Origin of the sequence: Caenispirillum bisanense, assembly GCF_900230255.1 — a bacterium.
GTDB lineage: Bacteria > Pseudomonadota > Alphaproteobacteria > Rhodospirillales > Rhodospirillaceae > Caenispirillum > Caenispirillum bisanense_A.
The window spans coordinates 185,922-205,532 of sequence record NZ_OCNJ01000006.1 but is presented as its reverse complement, the minus strand read 5'-3'; the positions used below and the strand labels follow the sequence as shown (position 1 = coordinate 205,532).

20 protein-coding genes are annotated in these 19,611 nt (G+C 66.3%); 17 read left to right on the top strand and 3 right to left on the bottom strand.

Translation table 11 applies throughout. The annotated features are described in order from the left end of the window. Window positions 1-4 precede the first annotated feature (4 nt). The 6 genes from CRP50_RS25100 (at window position 5) to CRP50_RS25085 (ending at window position 4,628) form a co-directional block, all read left to right on the top strand. Window positions 5-862, top strand: coding sequence for a hypothetical protein (locus CRP50_RS25100; protein WP_141415146.1), 858 nt, complete (start codon window positions 5-7; stop codon window positions 860-862). 49 nt (window positions 863-911) lie between these two features. Next, the gene (locus CRP50_RS14885) at window positions 912-1,625 is read left to right on the top strand and encodes a hypothetical protein (RefSeq protein ID WP_141415145.1); all 714 of its coding nucleotides are present in this window, start codon (window positions 912-914) and stop codon (window positions 1,623-1,625) included. A gap of 1 nt (window position 1,626) precedes the next feature. After that, the gene (locus CRP50_RS25095) at window positions 1,627-3,378 is read left to right on the top strand and encodes a hypothetical protein (RefSeq protein WP_141415144.1); all 1,752 of its coding nucleotides are present in this window, start codon (window positions 1,627-1,629) and stop codon (window positions 3,376-3,378) included. Window positions 3,379-3,380: 2 nt separating this feature from the next. Beyond that, window positions 3,381-3,818 carry a hypothetical protein gene (locus CRP50_RS25090; RefSeq protein WP_141415143.1) on the top strand — a complete coding sequence of 146 codons (438 nt, stop codon included), beginning with the start codon at window positions 3,381-3,383 and terminating at the stop codon, window positions 3,816-3,818. Window positions 3,819-4,020: 202 nt separating this feature from the next. Then, window positions 4,021-4,209 (top strand): hypothetical protein, encoded by a 189-nt coding sequence (locus tag CRP50_RS14880; protein ID WP_097279968.1) that lies wholly within the window; start codon window positions 4,021-4,023, stop codon window positions 4,207-4,209. 155 nt (window positions 4,210-4,364) lie between these two features. Next, window positions 4,365-4,628, top strand: a complete 264-nt coding sequence (locus CRP50_RS25085; protein ID WP_141415142.1) for a hypothetical protein — start codon at window positions 4,365-4,367, stop codon at window positions 4,626-4,628. Between the two features lie 145 nt (window positions 4,629-4,773). On the opposite strand, the gene CRP50_RS14875 is transcribed toward CRP50_RS25085, so the two are convergent. After that, a complete protein-coding gene (locus CRP50_RS14875; RefSeq protein ID WP_097279967.1) occupies window positions 4,774-6,021 on the bottom strand; it encodes a tyrosine-type recombinase/integrase in 1,248 nt (415 codons plus the stop codon). Window positions 6,022-6,461: 440 nt separating this feature from the next. Between CRP50_RS14875 and CRP50_RS14870 the strand changes: the two genes are divergently transcribed. Both CRP50_RS14870 and CRP50_RS14865 read left to right on the top strand, forming a co-directional pair. Further along, window positions 6,462-8,162: a sensor domain-containing diguanylate cyclase gene (locus tag CRP50_RS14870; protein WP_097279966.1), complete on the top strand. Its 1,701-nt coding sequence runs from the start codon at window positions 6,462-6,464 to the stop codon at window positions 8,160-8,162. Between the two features lie 11 nt (window positions 8,163-8,173). Then, a complete protein-coding gene (locus CRP50_RS14865; RefSeq protein ID WP_097279965.1) occupies window positions 8,174-9,472 on the top strand; it encodes a DUF2336 domain-containing protein in 1,299 nt (432 codons plus the stop codon). Window positions 9,473-9,486: 14 nt separating this feature from the next. Here CRP50_RS14865 and CRP50_RS14860 read toward each other — a convergent pair whose 3' ends face one another. Further along, the gene (locus tag CRP50_RS14860; protein ID WP_097279964.1) at window positions 9,487-10,542 is read right to left on the bottom strand and encodes a WD40/YVTN/BNR-like repeat-containing protein; all 1,056 of its coding nucleotides are present in this window, start codon (window positions 10,540-10,542) and stop codon (window positions 9,487-9,489) included. 5 nt (window positions 10,543-10,547) lie between these two features. Then, complete coding sequence (locus tag CRP50_RS14855; protein ID WP_097279963.1) at window positions 10,548-10,817, bottom strand: MoaD/ThiS family protein; 270 nt, start codon at window positions 10,815-10,817, stop codon at window positions 10,548-10,550. Window positions 10,818-11,065: 248 nt separating this feature from the next. On the opposite strand from CRP50_RS14855, the gene CRP50_RS14850 reads away from it, so the two are divergent. The 9 genes from CRP50_RS14850 to tcyJ all read left to right on the top strand — a co-directional run bounded on the left by CRP50_RS14850 (window position 11,066) and on the right by tcyJ (window position 19,609). Beyond that, complete coding sequence (locus CRP50_RS14850) at window positions 11,066-11,434, top strand: response regulator transcription factor (protein ID WP_097279962.1); 369 nt, start codon at window positions 11,066-11,068, stop codon at window positions 11,432-11,434. Continuing rightward, complete coding sequence (locus tag CRP50_RS14845; RefSeq protein WP_097279961.1) at window positions 11,434-12,054, top strand: chemotaxis protein CheX; 621 nt, start codon at window positions 11,434-11,436, stop codon at window positions 12,052-12,054. Before CRP50_RS14850 ends, CRP50_RS14845 begins: the two co-directional genes overlap by 1 nt. Before the next feature lie 13 nt (window positions 12,055-12,067). After that, window positions 12,068-14,266, top strand: a complete 2,199-nt coding sequence (locus CRP50_RS14840; protein ID WP_176525189.1) for a diguanylate cyclase domain-containing protein — start codon at window positions 12,068-12,070, stop codon at window positions 14,264-14,266. A 112-nt stretch (window positions 14,267-14,378) separates the two neighbouring features. Next, on the top strand, window positions 14,379-15,242 hold the full coding sequence (locus CRP50_RS14835; RefSeq protein ID WP_176525188.1) for a GGDEF domain-containing protein: 864 nt from the start codon (window positions 14,379-14,381) through the stop codon (window positions 15,240-15,242). A gap of 2 nt (window positions 15,243-15,244) precedes the next feature. Further along, window positions 15,245-15,814, top strand: a complete 570-nt coding sequence (locus CRP50_RS14830) for a DUF6272 family protein (protein ID WP_097279958.1) — start codon at window positions 15,245-15,247, stop codon at window positions 15,812-15,814. A gap of 14 nt (window positions 15,815-15,828) precedes the next feature. Beyond that, window positions 15,829-16,173: a slr1659 superfamily regulator gene (locus CRP50_RS14825; protein WP_097279957.1), complete on the top strand. Its 345-nt coding sequence runs from the start codon at window positions 15,829-15,831 to the stop codon at window positions 16,171-16,173. A 1-nt stretch (window position 16,174) separates the two neighbouring features. Beyond that, window positions 16,175-17,830 carry a PP2C family protein-serine/threonine phosphatase gene (locus CRP50_RS14820; RefSeq protein ID WP_245913488.1) on the top strand — a complete coding sequence of 552 codons (1,656 nt, stop codon included), beginning with the start codon at window positions 16,175-16,177 and terminating at the stop codon, window positions 17,828-17,830. Between the two features lie 25 nt (window positions 17,831-17,855). Beyond that, a complete protein-coding gene (locus tag CRP50_RS14815; protein ID WP_097279956.1) occupies window positions 17,856-18,617 on the top strand; it encodes a substrate-binding periplasmic protein in 762 nt (253 codons plus the stop codon). 188 nt (window positions 18,618-18,805) lie between these two features. Further along, complete coding sequence (gene tcyJ / locus CRP50_RS14810; protein WP_097279955.1) at window positions 18,806-19,609, top strand: cystine ABC transporter substrate-binding protein; 804 nt, start codon at window positions 18,806-18,808, stop codon at window positions 19,607-19,609. Window positions 19,610-19,611: the final 2 nt, after the last annotated feature.

The following is a 19,611-nucleotide window of genomic DNA, read 5'->3' as shown; positions in this document are numbered from 1 at the left end:
AGGTATGACAAAAGCTATTTGGTTCCTGGAAAATCTTGCGGTCGGTGGCACATTCAGCGGCGGTAATTGGACGCTGCCACTCGGGAATATGCTCGACACGAAGTTACGCGCCCGTCCTGCCAGATGCGCAAGTCTGGCTCTGGCAGATTCGCAATTCGTGCTTGACATGGGCGCGGCAAAGTGGGTGCGCGGTGTGATCATAGCCGCGCATACCCTGTCCATCGATGCAAAATACCGATTGACTTTCTCGGATACAGAAGATTTCGCGGCGCCCAATTTGGTGACTGAATGGACCGACGTATTCCCGACGATCTACACACCCGATCAACTGCGATGGGAAGATGAAAACTTCTGGCTTGGCAAGGCAAAGGTAAAGGATATCGACAGATACACCCGAAATTGCATTTGGCTCGACAGCGGTCTAGGCGTGACAGGACGATATCTGAAAGTCGAGATTGACGACGCGAACAACAGCAACGGCTATTTCGATATCGGATATCTGTATGTGGGGGCGGGTTTTCAGCCGAAGCAAAACTTTTCTTGGGGACGTGGCTTGAAGTTCTTGCCGCGCACTGTTCGCGACGAAACGCCAAGCGGAACCGAAGTCTTTGAACGTCGTCAGTCGCGTCGTGGGACGGAAATCGCGTTCGAAGTCTTGTCAAAGTCGGAAGCGATGCAGCTATTTGACCACATTACAGACCGCGATATCGCCGAACCCGTCTTTTTGATTCCCAATCCAGACGACGCAATCAACATGACCCGCGAAAGCTTTTTGTGCCGAATTACCGGTGACGTTGTGATTGAAGAGTATGCGTTGCGCCTGTGGCGGGTGCGTTTGACTTTGCATGAGTTGATCGGATGATTGACCCTTTACAGATAAATAGAAATACAAGCTTACTTTTTAGGACACAATGCCGACACAAACAGAAATAGACAATGCCTTAAACCGGTTGCCGCAATACAACAACGGCAGTAATGATTCCGTCGGTATTCCGCTTGGTGGTGGGTTTCATCCCGGCGGATTTATTTCCGCGCTCGGCGATGTTGCCACCATCGGCGCGGCGACGGGTGACAAATACACGCTTGTGGTGGACCTGCATTCGCAAACCATTACGCTGCGTGACACCGCGCAGACCGCCGCCACGACCGCCACGACGCAAGCCGACCGTGCGCAGACCGAGGCGGACCGTGCGCAGGCGCAAGCCGACCGTGCGACCGCCGAGGCAGACCGTGCGGAAGCCGCTGCCGCAAGCGTGGATGGCAGCACCGTTCCCGATCCTGCACCCGCAAATGCTGGCTTGGTGGCTCGATCCAATGGGGCCGTGGTCGAGTGGGACCACGTTCGCCCGGTGGTGGTGGATAGCGTGACCAGCAACACCACCCTGGAAGCCGGGCGCGCCTACCGCATCGTTGCACCTGACGCGGTGACCCTGACGTTGCCGCTGTTCCCGGCGGCGGGTGATTCCATCCGCATCCTCGACGGTGAAAGCATTTCCGAAACGGTCGCACACACGGTTGACCGCAACGGTAAGTCAATTATGGGACTTGCCGAGAACTTGATTTTGGACGTTGCCGGTATCGACGTAACGATCTGGTATAACGGCACTGAATGGAGACTATTTTGATATGAGCAATATTTCTGACTTTTTGCGTTCAACCGCTTCGGGGGATGTGATCCGCACTTTTACATCTGGTATCCACGGCGATGTGAAGGCGGGCGACGTGCTGGCAGCTAACAGGCTGTCGGGTGTTGTGGCTGCCGTTCCGCCCATCCAGGACATCGGGGAGACACCGACCGGCGCGCGGGTGCTGCCGTCCGCTGCTACCGTTGCGGCAACGAGCATGCCCTATTACGGCATGCTGTCGACGGGTGAACGGGTGTTCACGAACGGTAGTCTTTCGTCCACCGGTCGAATTCTCGTGGTGGACCCGACCGGCGCGGTTGTCGCGTCCGAAACTATCGGCGGCGGAACGGGGTATGGGCACATAGTCGTAGACGGTGACGAAATCGTTGTTATCGTCCACAACGGTTCCACGGCGTGTCTTGTCAAAGTATTCGACCGTAACTTGACGGTTCTTCGCTCTTCTGTAGTGACGACCGGGACAAACACGTCCCCCATGTCCGCTTCAGAAAGTTCGCAGATTGTCCCGTGCGCCGATGTATACGTTATCATCTGGCACAATTCATCGGCAAATACTACACAGTGGGCTTCCATCAACAAGACGACACTTGCCCTTGTGCAGTCTCCGACGACCTTCCTTTCTGGTGCTCCATCTTCGCACAACTGGACGATTGGTGTTCGCGTGGACGCGGGGTGGCTATACGCTTTGTCGTATCAGATTAGCTCGACTAGCTACGTTGCTGGTGTGTTTGTCAACTACACGACGGGCACACCGTATATTTCGGCTGGTGCGTCGAATTGTTACTTTTCGGGCAACGTCGGCACGACCGAAGGTCCGCCGGTTGGTGGCACGGTGAAACGCGCACTCATCAAACGCAACGGCACCGCTGCCCTGTTCCTTGGCAGCACGGGCACGTCGAATATATCTCAAGTCGCCGTTGCCGGGGATGCCGTTGCGCCCACCCTTACCATGTCGACGGCTGGTCACAACAGTAATGCGGGACTTTTCCACGAAGATGCGAACTACGTTTACTGCGTGGTCGCAGTAAGCGGAAGCATGTATGTCTATACATATTCGAAAGCAAATAACAGCAACCCGTCGCAAAGCAACCTCGGAAGCACCGTCTACATTGCGAACCCCGCACTTGGGGTGGCTTCCGGGAATGAAATCTTGGTTATGGATGCGCAGACCACCGCGACAATTGCAGCATCATTTAAGTTTACAATGGGCGGCAACGGCACCGCTACACTTTCTAGCCCTCTGCTGTCGGGCAACGTGCAGTTTCCTCGTGCCCTGTTCCTTCAGGGGCGGACGGCTATTGTCGTCTACGGTCGCGGCTGGCTGGGCTCCAGCACGGCGGCGCTGCGATACTTGACAATCAGCCTAGACACCATGTCGGAGACGTCCTCCGTGGAGTTGCTCACCGGGAACAACGATAGCAACACAGTATTTCCGTCCGAGGGGACTAACTGGATTGGCTCTTCGCTGGTCTTCGGCGGACCGATTGCCGCCACCGTCTACACCCCGAAGCATCCGTCGACTTCCGTTACCACACCGTTCCGCTTCCGCCCCGGCGGTATTGCTGCCGTGGGTGTGGCAAAGACCGATTCAGTTGGTGGTGCTGCCGATGTGCAGCTTGCCGGTTGGGCGGACCTGAATAGCAAATACGCCGGTTATTTCGGCAGTCTCGACCACACGTCCGCAGGCGGAAACAAGGTGTCGGTGTTTGGACGAAACGCCAAGATTGGAGAATAATCATGTATGATCTTGTAAAGCCGAATGGCGAAATCTTCGCGTCTTCCGAAACACCGTGGTTTCTGTCTGAAAGCATGTTCTGTTGGGACACAGAAGGTCGACGGGTCATGGATCATGACCGTGCCTTGTCGCAAGTCTATACTGGAGAAGGTGAACCCGAAGCATTCGTTGCGGGTTGGACGTTGCCAGCACCGGTATATCTGCCGTTGACCAAGTTGCAGTTCCTGGAACACTTGCAGTCGGCGGGTGGTATTACCGATGCACAGCTAGTCGAAGCAAAGGCGGCCCCCGCACTAGGTGCGCTTTGGCTGAAGCTAGACTATGCGTCCGACGTGCGCCGTGATTATCCGACCACGATCAACGGACTAGATGCACTGGTTGCCCTCGGCTATTTGACCGAGACTACCCGCGCCGCAGTATTGGACGGGTGGCCTACGTGACAGACCAAGGCAAAACCCTAATGGACGTTGCGGCGGTCGGTATTACGCTCGGCACAATTAGCCAGATACTCCCCGCAATCGCCGCAGTCGTCACCATCATTTGGACGGCTATTCGGATATATGAAACCGATACCGTGCAACGTTGGGTTGGGCGGAAGCAAAGTTAGTAACTAAATAAATCGCATATTTACAAGGTGTTATCATGGAACTATTACTTTTGCTTTGGGCGAATGCCGAAACGATTGTTGCCACGCTCGGCGGTATTGTAACCGTCGCGTCACTGGTCACTGCCAGCACCAAGACCCCCGATCCAACTACTTGGGTCGGCAAGGCGTATAAGGTTGTCGAAGTGTTGGGGCTGGTGATCGGTCGGGCGAAAGACGGTCGCTGAAAAGGTAAGCCCCGCCACCACGGTAGCCGACATGGTGACGGGGCTGTGCCTTGACCCCTGTGCGGGTAGGGCGGCGGGTCGAATCTATCGGCTTGCTTTTCGGGCTGCAACTATACTATTGGCAGGGTCCAACTTAACCGATCGCGTCGACTGCCATGCTCGACTATTCCAGCTTTGACGAAACCGTAAGACGCCAATGGGATTTGTCCGATTGGCTTGTCGATTTGCTCGGCGATGCTGCCGACATGACCGACGATCCCACCGAGGCAGACCGTTTCGAAGTGGCGGCGCAAGCGGTGACCGGATTGCACGTGGATCGGCTGGAAAGCCTCTGTGGTGACGCTCGGCGGGTCCGCAGTGGTGCGGGTGCCCTGGCAGCGGCAAGGCTCGTGTGCAGCGTCCTCGGCGTGGTGGGGTGACGATGGGGCGGCGCGGGCGCCGTTGCCGTTCGGTTACCGTTCCGCACCGTTGTTCCCCACCGTCGCGCCGACCGTATCGGGAGCCCTGGAAAAGAACAACCCCCACCGGGTGGGGTGGGGGCTGCTGTGGGTGGGGCCAGGGTGGTTAGGTGGCCGGGGAAGTCTTGCCGCCGCCGCCGCCCATCAACTCGGCGAAGCGGGCGCCCACAGTGTCGGCACCAGCCCGCATCATGCGTTCGCTGTTACGCTGATAGTATTTTTCTGTCGTGCGGGTGGTCGAATGTCCGACGTTGCCAGCCACCACATGCAGCGGGACCCCCGAATCAAGGGCAACGTTGATATAGGCACTCCGACCGTTGTAGGGCTTCAAGTCAAAGCCCGTATGCTTGGAAATGCGCTTGGCGAAGTAGAACAGGGCGGTAATGTAACCTGCCTTGTTTCGGTTGTGGGTGGACGGAAAGACCCATTCGCTTGCGATACCTCGGCTTGCGGCTTCTTCCCGCACCCGATCAATGATCGCCTTCGCAGCCGCAGAAAGGAAGATGTGGCGGGGCTTGCCGGTCTTCTTTACCGTCTTGTGCTGCATCTTTACAATCTTGTCGCCCTGGATTTCGGACCACCGGAGCGTCTGGATTTCTTTGGGTCGCGCCCCCGTCATGTAGACCAGTTGCAGGCACAGCAGCCCGATAGGATCGGCGGCGCCGCTGGCTAGTTCCTTCGCGAACCCTTCCATGATTGCCGCCCACTCGTGTTCTTCCCACGATACGGCGTAGCCGTCGGGGTGGTGGTCCCGAAGAAAATCCACGTTCGCGGTAACGCTGGTAGTCGGGTTAAAGTATCCGGCGGGCAATTCCATTCCGCTTACCGGGTCGGCAGCTTTGCGGAACGCGGCGGATAGAATGCTGACTAACATTCTTGCAGAACCGGGGCGGTGCTTGTAATTGTCTTCGATGAAATTTTTAATGACGTGTGGGGTCAAGTTCGCCACCGTCATGCTGTCATACTTCGCCCGGAACTCGCGCAACAGCTTGGTGAAATTGTGGTGCGTCTGCGGGTTCTTAACGGTGCCCATGTAGAATTCCAGCACGTCGCCGACCGTCCCCGCCTTTCGGGGGTCGGCAACCACAGAAGCGGGGTCGCGATTTTCGACCTTGCGCGCATAGTCCAGATGTTGCGCGGTCTTCAGTGCCTCGGCTCGGCTGACAAGCGGATATTGCCCAAGGTTGATCCGCTTCGGCACACTGCGGTTATAGCGGTAGCGGTAGACCCAGTATTTCCCGCCTGCATCGGTGACCTTCAGACACAAACCACAGCCCGAGTCGTCGGGATATTCGGTGGCACGTTGACCGGGCTTGGCTGTGAGTTTGCGAATAGCGGCGTCGGTAAGCTTCATTTTCGTGTGTCCCACGTTCAAATAGTTGATGGACTCAGGATAGCGAAGCGGGTTTCCCAAAAGCAAAATTCAAAACCACAACGGGCGCCGGTTCCTGTGATGCTTCCATGGTGCTACGACAGGCATAATCCGATGCTACCTGATGTGGTTTAACATAACTTCTGGCGTATCCCGCTCACGAAGCCACAATGCCGGTAAGTGAGGAAAATCAAGGGCTTGGTGGGTGGTGTGGCGTATCGCTTCATTGGGATTATACTTATGCGCCGCTATCGGAACGGCGCCTGAGATCCGCCGAAGGTCGAGGGTCCACGAACGAAAGGACGATACGTCCACCGGATGAGGGGCGCCCGGGCGAACGGGCGCCCCTTTCGTTCGCGGGGTGGCTTCGCGCGTATCTTCAAACGTGATAGATACTGAGCGAACAGCTTCGGGAGTGGGTCGTGCTCGACACGACGGAGGGGATCACGTTCGACATCAGCCAGGAGGCCCTCGACGCGCACGGACAGCCCTGCGCGGTGATCGACGCGACCGCGGCCGCCGTGATGCTGGGCCGCGCCTTTCGTGACGCCGACGGCCTGACCGACGATGCCGGCCTCGGGCTGGCGCCGGCCGTGCAGGCGGCTCTCGGCGAGGCTTTGGCCGCCGCCGCCCCCGCCACCCGCGTCATGCTCGACACCGACGCCGGCAAGCGCGTCTACGACCTGTTCCTGCTGCCGCCGGACCGCCGCGGCCACCGGCTCGTGCTCGCCTCCGACCGCACCATGGACAGCGGCCTGCGCAACGCCCTGACGGAAAGTCGCGCCCGCTACAAGGACCTGGTGGAAATTTCCAGCGAGCACGCCTGGGAGGTGGACGCCGACGGCGCCTTCAGCTTCGTGGCGCCGCAGGGTCTGCTCGGCTATGCGCCGCGCCGGGTCATCGGATTGCCGGCGGGCGAATTGCTCGACCCCGAGCGCCACACCGACCCCATCAATCCTTTCGCGACGCCGGTCCCCCTCGAAGGGCGCGACGTCTGGGTGCGTGCCGGCGACGGCAGCCTGTGCTGCCTGGAAGTGACGGCGGTGCCGCTGTTCGACGCCGACAACCGCTGGGCCGGCGCCCGCGGCGTCTGCCGCGACGTCACCGAACAGCGCCGCCGCGAGCAGGAAATGGCGGAGGCGCGGGCCCGCGAACGTGTGTTCGGCCGCATCGTCCGCCTGTTCCAGCGCGAGGTGAAGCCGGAGAACATGATCCGCGCCGCCGCCAGCGCCATCACCCACGGCATGGCCGCCACCGGCTGCCAGATCTTCGGCATCGCCGCCCCGCTCGCCAAGGTGGTGCAGCACCCGACCTTCCAGCAGGAAACCGCCTTCGGGCGCATCGGCTCCGACCGCGACGCCGACCGGCTGATCGCCGCCCTGGAAAGCGCCGGGCGCGACGCCGTCGTGGGGGATCTGGTGGGTGACCGCCACCTCATCGGCACGCTGTGCATGCACGGCGACCGCATCAACGGCGCCATCGTCGTGTGGCGCGAGGCCGACCGGCCCGACTTCGGCCAGGCCGAGCGGCGCCTGCTGGCGGGCATCGCCGGCACCGTCGGGGTGGCGCTGGAGCAGCTCTATTCCCACCGCGTGCTGGTGGAGGTGTCGCGCACCGACGGGCTGACCGGCCTGCTCAACCGTCGCGCCTTCTACGAGGACATGCAGCGCCGCGTACGCCGCCTCGCCCGCGGCGAGCGCAAGGCGGCGCTCATGTACGTCGACCTGGACAACTTCAAGGCGGTGAACGACACCTGGGGCCACGAGACCGGCGACAAGGTGCTGCGCGACGTCGCCGACCTGCTGCGGGCCAACACCCGCTCGACGGACATGGTGGCGCGGCTCGGCGGCGACGAGTTCGCCGTCTGGCTGGACGATGCCGACGAGACGGTGGCGGTGAAGCGCGCCGAAGTCTTCCTTGCCGCGTCGGCCATCCTGAAGCAGCATTCGGCGCGTCCCGACCTGCCGCTGATGCTGTCCATCGGCATCGCCGTCTACGACCCGGTGAACCGCGAGGACATGAACGAGTTCGTCAGCCGGGCCGACGGGGCCATGTACGCCATCAAGCGCAAGGGCAAGGGGTCCTACGCCGTGGCGCGGCAGCCGGGCCGGCGGGCGCCGTGAAGGAGAAGACCGTGAACAGCCTGTCCGCCCTGCAGGAGGGGTCCGACGCCGATCCCGCCGTCCTCGGTTACGAGGAGGCGCGGGCGCTGGCCGCCGATCCGCGGATGGAGGTGCGGCAGCGCGTGGCGGCGCTGTCCGTCGCCCCGCCGGAGGTGCTGTACTATCTGGCGCAGGATGCCGAGACGGCGGTGCGGCTGGCCGTGGCGGCCAATCCCGGCGCACCGGCCAAAGCCAACCTGCGGCTCGCCGACGACGCCGACGAAAGCGTGCGCGCCGCGCTCGCCGCCAAGGTGGCGGACCTGCAGCGGACCGGCCTCCTGCCGCCGGGGGCGCGGGCGGCCTCCATCACCTTCGATGTGCTCGACCGCCTGTCGCGCGACCGCCTGACCGCGGTGCGGGCCGCCGTCGCCGACGGCCTGAAGGACGTGACGGCGGTGGACCCGAGCCTGGTGCGGCGGCTGGCGCGCGACGTCGAGATCCTGGTGGCGGCGCCGATCCTGGAATTCTCGCCGATCCTCGACGACCAGGACCTGCTCGACATCATCCGCGAGAACGCCGTCGCCGGGGCGCTGGCCGCCATCGCGCGGCGCGCCTACGTCGGGGCGGAGGTGACGGAGGCCATCGTCGCCAGCGGCGATGCCCGCGCGGTCACGCACCTGCTCTACAACGCCGGCTCGCAGTTGCAGGAGCATACCCTCGACAGCCTCATCTCGTCGGCCGACCGCGAGCCGGACTGGCAGCTGCCCCTGGCCCGCCGCGCCGAACTGCCGGAGCCGTCGGTGCGGCGGCTGGCCGAGATGGTGGCCGACCATGTGCTCGCCCGCCTCATGGAGCGCGGCGACCTGACGCCGGAAGCGACCGAGCGCCTGCGCGAGGTGGTCAACAACCGCCTCGACCAGCGCCTGACCGACGGCCCCGGCGCCCTGCCGTCACCCTACGCCGCCGAGGCGGAGGAACGCTTCGCACCGCTGCTGGTGCGGGCGCGGGAGATGCAGGTGCGCGGCGAGCTCACCGAAGGCCAGCTCATGGTGTCGCTGCTCACCGATCACGTGGACGACTTGGTGGCCGGTCTCGCCGTGCTGGCCGATCAGCCGGTGCGGGTGGTGCTGGAGATCCTGGCCTCGCAGTCGCCGCGGGCGGTGGCGGCCCTGGCGCGGGCGGCGGGCGTGTCGGCGCGCTTCGGCCTGGAACTGCAGGTGAAGCTCGGCCGCATCGCCCACGAGGTGGCCCTCAAGCCGCTGCCCGACGGCGGCCACCCCGTCACCGAAACCGAGACGGCGTGGCAGATCGAGATGTACGCCGAGCGCTGACCGCTGCCGCCCGCTCAGGCGAAGGCGACCTGGGCGATGGGCGGCAGGTGGGCGTCCAGCCGCTCCCAGTGCGCGCCGCCGTCCTGCCCGAGCCACAGGTTGCCGGTGGTCGAGCCCATGGCGAGGCGCTCGCCGTCGGCGTCGACGTCGAGCCCGTGGCGGTACACCAGGTCGTAGCAATCCGCCGCCGGCAGGCCGCTGCCCAGCGCCTCGAAGGTGCGGCCGCCGTCGGTGGTGCGGGTGACCACCAGGCGGGCGTCCACCGGGATGCGGCATTCGTCCTTCACCGCCGGCACGAACCACGCCGTCTGCGCCTCGCGCGGGTGGGCCGCGACCGCGAAGCCGAAGGCGGAGGGCTGAACGGGATCGAGCCGGTCGAAGGTCTCGCCGCCGTCGGTCGAGCGGAAGATGCCGTTGTGGTGCTGGCACCACACCGTCTCCGGTGCGGCGGTGCAGGCGGCGAGGCGGTGCACGTCCTGCGCCACCAGTTCCTTCGCCAGGGCCGGCGGCATGTAATCGGCGTGCAGGCCGCTGCCGGTGAGCCGCCACGACGCGCCCGCGTCGGCGCTGCGCCAGACGCCACCGGTGGAGACGGCGACGGTGAGGCGGCGGGCGTCGCGCGGGTCGACCAGGACGGTATGCAGGCCGGGCAGGTCGTAGCCGCCGCCCTGCCAGTCCTTGCGCTCGGGCACCTGCCACAGGCTTTCCATCAGGCTCCAACTCTCGCCGCCGTCGGTGCTGCGGAACAGGGCGGCGGGCAGGGTGCCGGCGTAGAGGGTGCCGCCGCCGTCGCTCGCCAGCGTCCAGATCATGTCCACCGCCGGCGCCTCCTCCAGGCCGGCGGCGAAGGCGGGGGCGGCGAGTTCCCGCCAAGTCGCGCCGTCGTCGTCGGAGCGGTGCAGCTTCACCCCGAAGTGGCCGAGGCGCAGCGCCGCGAACAGCCGCCCCTCGGCGGCCAGCACGGCGGTGACGGCCTCGCCGGGGAAGGCGGGGCGGCTCAGGTGGCGGCGGCCGAGGCTCTCGCGCAGGGTGAACAGGCCCTTGCGGGTGGCGATGTGCAGGGTGGGCATCGGGGTCATCCTCCGGACAGGGCCTGGAAGACGAACAGCTCGTCGTCCGCGGCGATGGGGTCGGACAGGGTGGTGCGGTCGCTCACCGGCCGGTCGCCGACGTAGACGACCACGTGGCGGCGCAGGCGCCCCTGCTCGTCGACGATGTAGGACCGCAGGCGCGGGGTCTCGGCGAACACCGCCTCCAGCGCCTCGCGCACGGTGGCGGCGGCCACCGCCGCCGGCGGGCAGGCAACGTGGGTCTGCAGGTTGGCGGTGAAGGTGATGGTGGGCATGGCGGCGGTGCTCCCGGCGGGCTCCCTTTCCGCAACGACGAACGTGCGGGCGCGGCCCCGACATCGCGCGCCGAGAAAAAGTCACTCGCGCCGTGCGAGAAATCCTGGCGGCACCGCTTCTCTTGGCGGCCCGTGTGGGCTATTGTCCCCCACTGGGGAAAGGGACGGGACAGGATCCCGTGGCGACCCGGGCGGAACAAGCCCGGCGCGGTCCCTTGCCTGCGAGGGGTTGAGAGGGGAAAGACCGGATGACCACCATTCTCATCGTCGACGACAGCCGCGTCGCGCGCCTGTCGCTGCGCCGCCTGGTGCTGAAGCTGGTGCCCGATGCCGAAATCATCGAGGCGGCCTCGGCCGACGAGGCGGCGGCGGCAGTGGACGGCGTGTCCGTCGACCGCGCGCTCATCGACTTCAACATGCCCGGCCGCAACGGCCTGGAACTGGCCGAGCAGCTGGCGGCGGAACACGCCGAGATCCGCATGGCCATGGTGACGGCCAACATCCAGGACGCCGTCGCCGGCCGTGCCGAGGCGCTCGGCATGAGCTTCATCGCCAAGCCGCCGCGCGAGGAGGACATGCAGGGCTTCCTGCTCGGCGCCGGCCAGGGAGCGGCGTGATGGCTCCGGCGTGGCGCTTCACGGAAGACGAACAGGACGTCGTCACCGAGCTGATGAACATGGGCGTCGGCCGCGCCGCCGCCAGCTTCTCGCGGCTGGTGGACGACGAGGTGGTGCTGTCGGTGCCCCTGGTCCGGCTGGCCGACATGTCGGAGGCGGAAGCCGCCTTCGCCGCCAGCGTGCCCGAGGTGCTGGCCGGTGTGATGCAGAGCTTCGAGGGGCTCATCACCGGCTCCGCCGCCCTGCTGTTTCCCGGCGAGCGCAGCCTGGAGCTGGTGCGCGCGGTCATCGGCGAGGACATGCCGGCCGAGGAAATCTCCGAGCTGGAGCAGGAGACGCTGGCCGAGATCGGCAACATCATCCTGAACAGCTGCCTCGCCACCATCGCCAACGTGCTGAAGACCGAGCTGCACTCCAGCCTGCCCGAGCCCTATCACGCCGGGCGCGCCGGCCTGACGCGCCTGCTCGGGGGCAACGACAGCATCATCATGCTGGTGCAGATCGACTTCAGCCTGAAGTCGCGCAACCTGGAAGGCTACCTCGCCTTCGTCATCGACCTGCGCTCGGCGGAGGCGTTCCGCTCGGCCATCGCGGAGTACCTGGAGGAGCTGTCGGGCTGACATGGTGGGGGGGATGGACACGGGGGACGGGGTGCTCGACGCCCTGGACTGCGGTGTGGCGCTGCTCGACGACGCGTGCCGCATCGTCTTTTGGAACACCTGGCTGGCGCGCCGCAGCGGCATTTCCGGCGAGGACGCGCACGGCCGCACGCTGACCGACCTGTTCGGCGACGCCGCCGCGCCGGCCCTGGTCGAGGCCGTGCAGCAGGCGGCGGGGCAGGGCATGGCCTCGGTGCTGTCCAATCAGCTGCACCGCAGCGTGCTGCCGCTCACCCGCAGCAGCGACGGCGAGCCGTTGGAGCAGTCGGCCGCCGTGCGCCCGGTGCGCGGCAGCCGGCGCGGCGTGCTGCTGCAGATCAACGACGTCTCGGCGGTGGTGCGGCGCGAGCGGCACCTGCGCCAGACCCAGGCTGCGGTGCACCTGCGCAACCGCGCCATCGAGGCGTCGAGCCAGGGCATCCTCATCGTCGATGCGGCACAGCCCGACATGCCCATCATCTACACCAATCCCGCCTTCACCGAGATCACGGGTTTCACGCCCGACGAGGTGATGGGGCAGAACTGCCGCTTCCTGCAGGCCGGCGACAGCGACCAGCCGGGCCTCGCCGAGATCCGCGCCGCCATCGCCGAGCGCCGCGAGGGCATGGCCGTCATCCGCAACTTCCGCAAGGACGGCACGGCCTTCTGGAACGAACTGATGGTCGCGCCGGTATTCGACACCCGCGGCCAGTTGACCCACTACGTCGGCATCCAGCGCGACATCACCCTGCGCCGCGACGCCGAGGAAGCGCGTGACGCCGCCTTCGCCGAAGCGCGCGCCGCCAACGAACGGCTGCAGCGCGAGCAGGCCTTCACCAACGCCGTGTTGCGCACGGTCGGCGCCCTGGTGGCCGTGGTCGATCGCCGCGGCCGCATCGTGTCGTTCAACCGCGCCTGCGAGAAGGTGACTGGCCTCGCCGAGGCCGACGCGGTCGGCACCGGGCTCGGCGACCTGATCCCGGATGCCGCCGTCGCCTCGCGGTTCCGGCTCGACCAGCAGGGCGGACTGGCGGAGGGAAGCAGCGTCACCACCGGTCTGCGGGCCGCCAACGGCACCACCCGCATCGTGCGCTGGACGGTCACCACCCTGCGCGACCGCGAAGGGGTGGCGACCCACCTCATCTGCACCGGCATCGACGTCACCGAGCGCGACCGCGCCACCGCGCTCCTGCGGGCGGAGCGGGAGATCCTGGAGATGGTCGCCCGCGCCGATCCGCTGGCGGCCGTGGGCGACCGCATCTGCCGCGCCATCGAGGAGCAGATGCCCGGTCGTCGCGCCGCCATGCTGCGGCTGGTGGGCGATGCCCTGCATCATCTGGCGGCGCCGTCGCTGCCGGCCGACTACGTGACGGCCGCGGATGGTGTCGTCATCGGCGGCAACGTCGGGTCCTGCGGTCCGGCGGCCTTCACCGGCCATCCGGTGTTCAGCGCCGACGTGCAGACGGACGCCAACTGGATCGACTTCCGCGACGCCGCCGTCGCCGCCGGCTTCAGCGCCTGCTGGTCCATGCCGGTGCTGTCGCAGGCCGAAGGCGTGCTCGGCACCTTCGCGATCTACGGCGCGGAGCCGGGCCTGCCCGACGATGCCTCGGTGGAGGTCATGCAGCGGGCGGCGCGGCTGGCCGCCATCGCCATCGAACGCCACCAGTCGGCGGAACGCATCCGCCACCTGGCCCTCTACGACCAGTTGACGGGCCTCGCCAACCGCTCGCTGCTGTCCGACCGCCTGCAGGCGGCGCTGGTCTATTCCCGGCGGCACAAGACGGCGGTGGCGCTGCTGTTCATCGACCTCGACGGCTTCAAGCCCATCAACGACCGCTACGGCCACGACGCCGGCGACGCGGTGCTGGCCACCGTCGGGCGGCGGCTGAAGGCGGTGCTGCGCGAAGTCGACACGGCGGCCCGCATCGGCGGCGACGAGTTCGTGGTGCTGGCCGAGGAGGTCGCCACCCGCGCCGACGCCGAACGCATCGCCGACAAGATCCTCGCCGCCGTGCGCGATCCTGTCTCGTGGGAAGGAGAGGATCTGGCCGTCGGGGCGAGCATCGGTCTCGCGTTCCACCCCGACGACAGCAATACGGGTGACGGACTACTGACGATTGCCGACAACGCCATGTACGCGGCAAAGGCAGGCGGTAAGAACCGCTGGTCGTGGCGCCTTCCCGGGGGGTGAGGCTGAAAGAGTCGACCGAGCCGCAACTTCGGGCTTCTGTGTCTACGCCAAAAGGACTAAGGTACAGCCTACGGGAAAAGGGTACCGACCGATGGTCATGCAGACACGAGGCATGCCGGACCAGGATGACGGCGCGCCGGTCGACGAGACCGACGCGGCGATGCTGCGTGGTCAGGTGGCGGCATTGGGCGCGCGCGTGCGCGACCTGGAGCAGCAGGTCAGCGACCTGGAAATCGCCCTGTCGACGGCCGCCGAACACGGCGATGCCATCGAGGTCGAAATTTCGGCCATGAACGAGCAGCTCCACCGCGAGATCACCGAGCGCACCCGGGCGGAGCGCCGGTTGCAGACCCTGCTCGGGGCCCTGCGCCAGCAGCGCGACGACCTGGAAATCCTCGTCTCCACCATCACCGAGCATTCCGACGACATCGACGCCCAGTGGCTGCGCCGCTACAGCGAAATCGAGATCGTCTCGCGCACCGACGCCCTGACCGGCATCGCCAACCGCCGCCGCCTGTCGGAAGTGCTGGACAACGAGTGGCGCCGCGGCCTGCGCGGCGGCACGCCGGTGTCGGTGATCCTGCTCGACGTCGACCACTTCAAGGCCTTCAACGACACCTACGGCCATCAGGCGGGCGACGACTGCCTGGTGAAGCTGTGCGCCACCCTGCGCCACGCCTGCCGCCGCCCGACGGACCTCGCGGCCCGCTACGGCGGCGAGGAGTTCGCCCTGGTGCTGCCGGCGACCGGCATCGACGGCGCGCTGAAGGTGGTGGAGACCATCCGCCACGAACTCGCCGCCCAGGCCATTCCGCACCTCGCGTCGACGCATCGCGTGGTGACGGTGTCCATGGGCGTGGTGACCGAAGTGCCGTCTGCGGGCCGCGATCCCACCGCCCTGCTGGCCGATGCCGACCAGTTGCTCTATGCGGCCAAGCGCGCCGGCCGCAACACCTACCGATCGTCACGAGGATGAGCATGAACGAAACCATCGGGGCCTATTCGCCGGCCGAGGAGGACATGGCCGGCGAGACCCTCACCCTGCGCTTCTCCCCGAGTTCCGTGCCGCTGCAGCAGCGCTGGCGCAACAACGGGCTGTCGGCCGACTTCATGGCCGACTACGTCACCACCTTCCTGCCCGCCGACGGCGGCGACGCCATGCCGGAGGCGCAGCGCGACCAGATCCGCGGGGCGGTGAACTTCATCGCCAACGAACTGCTGGAAAACGCCATGAAGTACAGCGCCGAGGCGCTGTCGCATCCCATCTACATCCGCCTGCAGCTGGAGAACGCGCGGGTGGCCTTCTGGGAGACGAACACGGTGACGGCGGAGCAGGCGGTCGCCTTCCGCGCGTTCATCGACCGTCTCCTCGGTTCCGACCCCGACGAAATGTATGTCGAGCAGCTGGAAAAAAGCGCCGAAGGCGGCAGCGCGGGGCTGGGCTTTCTGACCATGATCAACGACTATCAGGCCGCGCTCGGCTGGCAGTTCGAGCCGGCGGTCGACGGGGCGGTCACGGTCACCACGCACGTCGCCGTCACGCTCTGAGGGGTTGCTCGGGAATGGATACCATCATAGACGGCGGCACTCACAAGGTCGCCTACGACCCGGCCACCAGGACCGCGCGCCTGGCGGGCGTCATGCGCCTGAACGGCATGGCCGAATACGCCCCCATCGCCGGCCTGCTCAGCCAATGCCTGACGAAGACGGACGTCCTGACGGTGGACGTGGCGGGGCTCGAGTTCCTCAACAGCTCGGGCATCGCGGTTCTCTCCAAGTTCGTCATCGAGGCGCGCAACAGCGGCACCGCACTGACCATCCGCGGCTCCAAGAGCATCGCCTGGCAGGGCAAGTCGCTGGCCAACCTGCAGCGCCTGATGCCGACGCTGATCATGGACATGCAATGACGTGAGCCAGACGCTGCCCCGCATCGGCCCTGCCACCGCCGCTTCGCCCGTCGTCGCGCCGGGGCGCCACACGTTCCGCAGTCTGACCCTGAAGCAGGCGGCGGTGACCCTGGTCATCGCCCTGCTGTTCGGCATTCTCGGCAGCGCGGTGGAGCTGGTGTTCGACTGGCGCAGCATGCGCGAGGAAGTGGCGGGGACCATGCGGCGGACGCTGGCCATGGTGGAGCCCTCCGCCGCCGAGGCCGCCTTCCAGCTCAATGACCGGCTGGCCGAGCAGGTGGCCCGCGGCCTCGCCGAGTATCCCGCCGTGGCGCAGGTGACGCTGATCGACGACATGGGCGGCGACCTCGCGACCTTCGCGCGCGGCACCGCCGATGCCGACGGCACGCTGGCCGATCGGCTGTTCGGCGACCTGTCCACCTGGACCCTGCCGCTGGTGCACGAGGGGCGACCGGTGGGCACGCTGGAGGTCGGCCTGACGGCGGAGGTGGCGGCGGAGCGCTTCTTCGAGCGTGCCACCACCAACGCGGCCATGGGCCTGTTGCGGGCCTTCGCCATCTGCGGCGTGGTGGTGCTCGCCTTCTACCTCATGATCACCCGGCCGCTGCTGCGCCTGTCGCAGCAGGTCATGGCGGTGGACCCGGCCAATCCCGGCGCCACCCCCGTGCCGCCGGCCGCCGGCCATCGCCACGACGAACTGGGCGGCCTGATCGACGGGCTGAACGGCCTGATGTCGGCCTTCCAGCGCGGCCTCGACCAGCGCGACAAGGCGGAAGGCGAACTCACGGCCCTGACACTGGAACTGGAGGCGCGCGTCGAGCAGCGCACGGCTGCGCTCGCCGCCGCCAAGCAGGAGATCGAGCAGCTCAACGGCCGCCTCGCCGCCGAGAACGTGCGCCTGGGGGCGGAGCTGGACGTGTCGCGAAAGATCCAGGGCATGCTGCTGCCCAAGCCCGAGGAACTGGCGGCGATCCGCGGGCTCGACCTCGCCACCTACATGCAGCCGGCCAGCGAGGTCGGCGGCGACTACTACGACATCCTGCAGTCGGGCGGCGACCGCGTGCGCATCGGCATCGGCGACGTCACCGGCCACGGCCTGGAAAGCGGCGTCGTCATGCTGATGACCCAGAGCGCCGTGCGCACCCTGGTCGCCAGCGACGAGCAGGACATGGGCCGCATGCTCGGCATACTGAACCGCACCATCTACGACAACGTCCAGCGCATGGGCAGCGACAAGAACCTGACGCTCGCGCTGCTCGACCACACCCCGCGCGAGGGCGGCGGGGGCAGCCTGCGCATCGGCGGCCAGCATGAGTCGGTCATCGTCGTGCGCGGTGACGGCTCGGTCGAACTGGTCGACACCACGTGGCTCGGCATGCCGCTCGGCCTCGTCGACACGGTGGAAGAGTTCGTCGGGGAGACAGAGGTGACCCTCGCGCCCGGCGACGGTGTCGTGCTCTACACCGACGGCATCACCGAGGCGGCCGACGCCTCCGACGCCCTCTACGGCCTGGACCGTCTGTGCCGGGTGGTATCGGACCACTGGGCGGAGCCGGCCGACCGCATCAAGCAGGCGGTGGTGGACGACGTCATGCGCCACATCGGCGGCCATGTCATCTACGACGACCTGACGCTCATCGTCCTGAAGCAGAAGTAGCGTTCACGGAGGGGGAAAGAGGACCATGCTGCGCCGCCGACTGCTCGCCGCCCTGTTCGCCCTCGGTCTCGGGTCCGCCGCCGTGGCTGGGGAGGCCGCCGCCGCCGACTACGTGATCGGTGTCGAGGAACTGAACTATTTCCCCGTCTACGGCGTGCGCGACGGCGCCTACGGCGGCGCGGCGCGCGAGATCTTCGACGCCTTCGCCGCCGACGCCGGCATCAGCTTCGCGTACCGGCCGCTGCCGGTGAACCGCCTCTACGCCGACCTGACGGGCGGCGGCATCGACTTCAAGTTCCCCGACAACCCAGCCTGGGCGCCCGGCGCCAAGGACGCGGCGACCGTGACCTACAGCGCCCCCGTCATCACCTATATCGACGGTGTCGTGGTCAAACCCGAGCGGGTGGGGCAGGGTGCCGACGCCGTGGTGGTGCTCGGTACCGTGACCGGCTTCACGCCCTTCTCGTGGCTCGACCGCATCGCCGCCGGCAAGCCCCGCCTGACCGAGAACGGCCAGATGGACGCCCTGCTGCGGCAGGTGCTGGCCGGCCGCATCGATGGCGCTTACGTCAGCGTCGCCGTCGCCAACCACCTGCTGGCGACCGACCTCGGCAAGCCCGGCGGGCTGGTGTTCGACCCCGGCCTACCGCACAGCCGCGACACCTATCGCCTGTCCACCACCCGCCATGCCGACCTGCTGGCGCGCTTCGACGCCTGGCTCGCCGACAATGCCGAGCGGGTGGCGGCGATCAAGACCCGGACGGGGGCGGAAGCCGGCCTGGAGTAAGCGGAAGGGGCCGGACGCGCATCCGGCCCTTTTTCCTGAACTGAAACAACATAAATAAAATGTTGAAACATAAAATTTGACATCTCAAAGGTGGGTCATTATATCGCCGGCTCCCTGACGTTCCGTGCGGCGCGCCGGCGTCTGGCGCGTTGATCGCGCATCGCCCGTGCCCAGAGTGGAGATTAGAGATGCAGCTTTCCCGCCTGCGCGGCCTCGTCGCCGCCGCCACCCTCGCCGCCGCCGGGCTCGGCCTCGGGGCCGGAGCCGCCGTCGCCCAGGACAAGAGCCTGCTCGACCAGATCAAGGAACGCGGCAGCATCCTCATCGGCGTGGAAGGCACCTACCCGCCGTTCAACTACACCGACGAGAAGGGCGAGCTGATCGGCTTCGAGGTCGACTTCGCCAAGGCCGTCGCCGAGGAGATGGGCGTGAAGGCCGAGTTCGTGCCGACCAAGTGGGACGGCATGCTGGCCGGCCTCGATTCCGAGCGCTTCGACGCCATCATGAACCAGGTGACCATCACGCCCGAGCGCGAGCAGAAGTACGACTTCACCCAGCCGTACACCGTGTCGGGCATCCAGATCATCACCACCAAGGACAAGGCCGACGAGCTGACCACGCCGCAGGCGCTGGAAGGCCAGGCGGTGGGTGTCGGCCTCGGCACCAACTACGAGGAATGGCTGCGCGAGAACGCCCCGGGCGCCGACGTCCGCACCTACGAGGGCAACGTCGCCTCGCTGCAGGACCTGCGCGTCGGCCGCCTCGACGCCCTGCTCAACGACCGCCTGATGGCCGGCTACCTGCTGCGCCAGTCGGACGGGTCGGTGGTCGCCGCAGGCGAGCCCTTCGCCAAGCAGCGCATGGGCATCGCCATCCGCAAGGGCAACCCGGAACTGCAGAAGGCGCTCAACGACGCCGTCGACTCCCTGCGGAAGAGCGGCGAACTGGCCGAGATCTCCAAGGAGTGGTTCGGCTCCGACGTGACGCAGTAAGC

Bases quoted from the DNA above. Each gene is read 5' to 3' on its own strand.
- CRP50_RS14835 (WP_176525188.1), top strand. From the start codon at position 14,379: ATGCCGGACCAGGATGACGGCGCGCCGGTCGACGAGACCGACGCGGCG.
- CRP50_RS14845 (WP_097279961.1), top strand. From the start codon at position 11,434: ATGGCTCCGGCGTGGCGCTTCACGGAAGACGAACAGGACGTCGTCACC.
- CRP50_RS14815 (WP_097279956.1), top strand. From the start codon at position 17,856: ATGCTGCGCCGCCGACTGCTCGCCGCCCTGTTCGCCCTCGGTCTCGGG.
- CRP50_RS14850 (WP_097279962.1), top strand. From the start codon at position 11,066: ATGACCACCATTCTCATCGTCGACGACAGCCGCGTCGCGCGCCTGTCG.
- CRP50_RS25085 (WP_141415142.1), top strand. From the start codon at position 4,365: ATGCTCGACTATTCCAGCTTTGACGAAACCGTAAGACGCCAATGGGAT.
- CRP50_RS14880 (WP_097279968.1), top strand. From the start codon at position 4,021: ATGGAACTATTACTTTTGCTTTGGGCGAATGCCGAAACGATTGTTGCC.
- CRP50_RS14855 (WP_097279963.1), bottom strand. From the start codon at position 10,817: ATGCCCACCATCACCTTCACCGCCAACCTGCAGACCCACGTTGCCTGC.
- CRP50_RS14840 (WP_176525189.1), top strand. From the start codon at position 12,068: ATGGACACGGGGGACGGGGTGCTCGACGCCCTGGACTGCGGTGTGGCG.
- CRP50_RS14860 (WP_097279964.1), bottom strand. From the start codon at position 10,542: ATGCCCACCCTGCACATCGCCACCCGCAAGGGCCTGTTCACCCTGCGC.
- CRP50_RS14830 (WP_097279958.1), top strand. From the start codon at position 15,245: ATGAACGAAACCATCGGGGCCTATTCGCCGGCCGAGGAGGACATGGCC.
- tcyJ (WP_097279955.1), top strand. From the start codon at position 18,806: ATGCAGCTTTCCCGCCTGCGCGGCCTCGTCGCCGCCGCCACCCTCGCC.
- CRP50_RS14885 (WP_141415145.1), top strand. From the start codon at position 912: ATGCCGACACAAACAGAAATAGACAATGCCTTAAACCGGTTGCCGCAA.
- CRP50_RS14875 (WP_097279967.1), bottom strand. From the start codon at position 6,021: ATGAAGCTTACCGACGCCGCTATTCGCAAACTCACAGCCAAGCCCGGT.
- CRP50_RS25095 (WP_141415144.1), top strand. From the start codon at position 1,627: ATGAGCAATATTTCTGACTTTTTGCGTTCAACCGCTTCGGGGGATGTG.
- CRP50_RS14825 (WP_097279957.1), top strand. From the start codon at position 15,829: ATGGATACCATCATAGACGGCGGCACTCACAAGGTCGCCTACGACCCG.
- CRP50_RS25100 (WP_141415146.1), top strand. From the start codon at position 5: ATGACAAAAGCTATTTGGTTCCTGGAAAATCTTGCGGTCGGTGGCACA.
- CRP50_RS25090 (WP_141415143.1), top strand. From the start codon at position 3,381: ATGTATGATCTTGTAAAGCCGAATGGCGAAATCTTCGCGTCTTCCGAA.